At 61.6% G+C, this 936-nt stretch carries 1 protein-coding gene; it reads left to right on the top strand.

Going from position 1 to position 936, the window contains the following annotated elements; all coding sequences use genetic code 11:
* Window positions 1-6: 6 nt before the first annotated feature.
* On the top strand, window positions 7-936 hold a 930-nt coding region (gene groEL / locus EN906_RS35550), incomplete at its 3' end, for a chaperonin GroEL (protein WP_127375841.1).

Below are 936 nucleotides of genomic sequence, written 5' to 3'. Positions count from 1 at the left end.
GATCCAATGGCTGCCAAAGAAGTGAAATTCCATACCGAAGCGCGCGAGAAGATGCTGCGCGGCGTCGATATCCTTGCCAATGCGGTAAAGGTGACGCTCGGTCCCAAGGGGCGCAATGTCGTCATCGACAAGTCGTTCGGCGCTCCGCGCATCACCAAGGACGGCGTCACCGTGGCCAAGGAAATCGAGCTTGAAGACAAGTTCGAGAATATGGGCGCCCAGATGGTGCGCGAAGTGGCTTCCAAGACCAACGACCTTGCCGGCGACGGCACGACGACCGCAACGGTGCTTGCACAGGCGATCGTCAGGGAAGGGGCCAAGGCGGTTGCCTCGGGCATGAACCCGATGGATTTGAAGCGCGGCATCGACAAGGCGGTCGATGCGGTGGTCGCCGAACTGAAGACCAATGCCCGCAAGGTCACCCGAAACGACGAGATCGCGCAGGTAGGCACCATCTCCGCCAATGGCGATGCCGAGATCGGCCGTTTCCTCGCCGAGGCGATGGAGAAGGTCGGCAATGAGGGCGTCATCACGGTGGAGGAGGCCAAGACCGCCGAGACCGAACTCGAAGTCGTGGAAGGCATGCAGTTCGACCGCGGCTATCTCTCGCCCTATTTCATCACCAACCAGGACAAGATGCGCGTCGAACTCGATGAGCCTTATGTGCTGATCCACGAGAAGAAGCTCTCCAACCTGCAAGCGATGCTGCCCGTGCTTGAAGCCGTGGTGCAGTCGGGCAAGCCGCTCTTGATCATCGCCGAGGATGTGGAAGGCGAGGCGCTGGCGACGCTGGTCGTCAACAAGCTGCGCGGCGGCCTCAAGGTCGCGGCCGTCAAGGCGCCGGGCTTCGGCGACCGCCGCAAGGCCATGCTGGAAGACATCGCCATTCTCACCGGCGGCACCGCGATCTCGGAAGATCTCGGCATCAAGCTGGAA

The sequence above is a fragment of the Mesorhizobium sp. M7A.F.Ca.CA.004.06.1.1 genome (assembly GCF_003999135.1).
Taxonomy (GTDB): Bacteria; Pseudomonadota; Alphaproteobacteria; order Rhizobiales; family Rhizobiaceae; genus Mesorhizobium.
The sequence above is the reverse complement of the archived record's forward strand: the minus strand, read 5'-3'. Positions and strand labels throughout refer to the sequence as shown.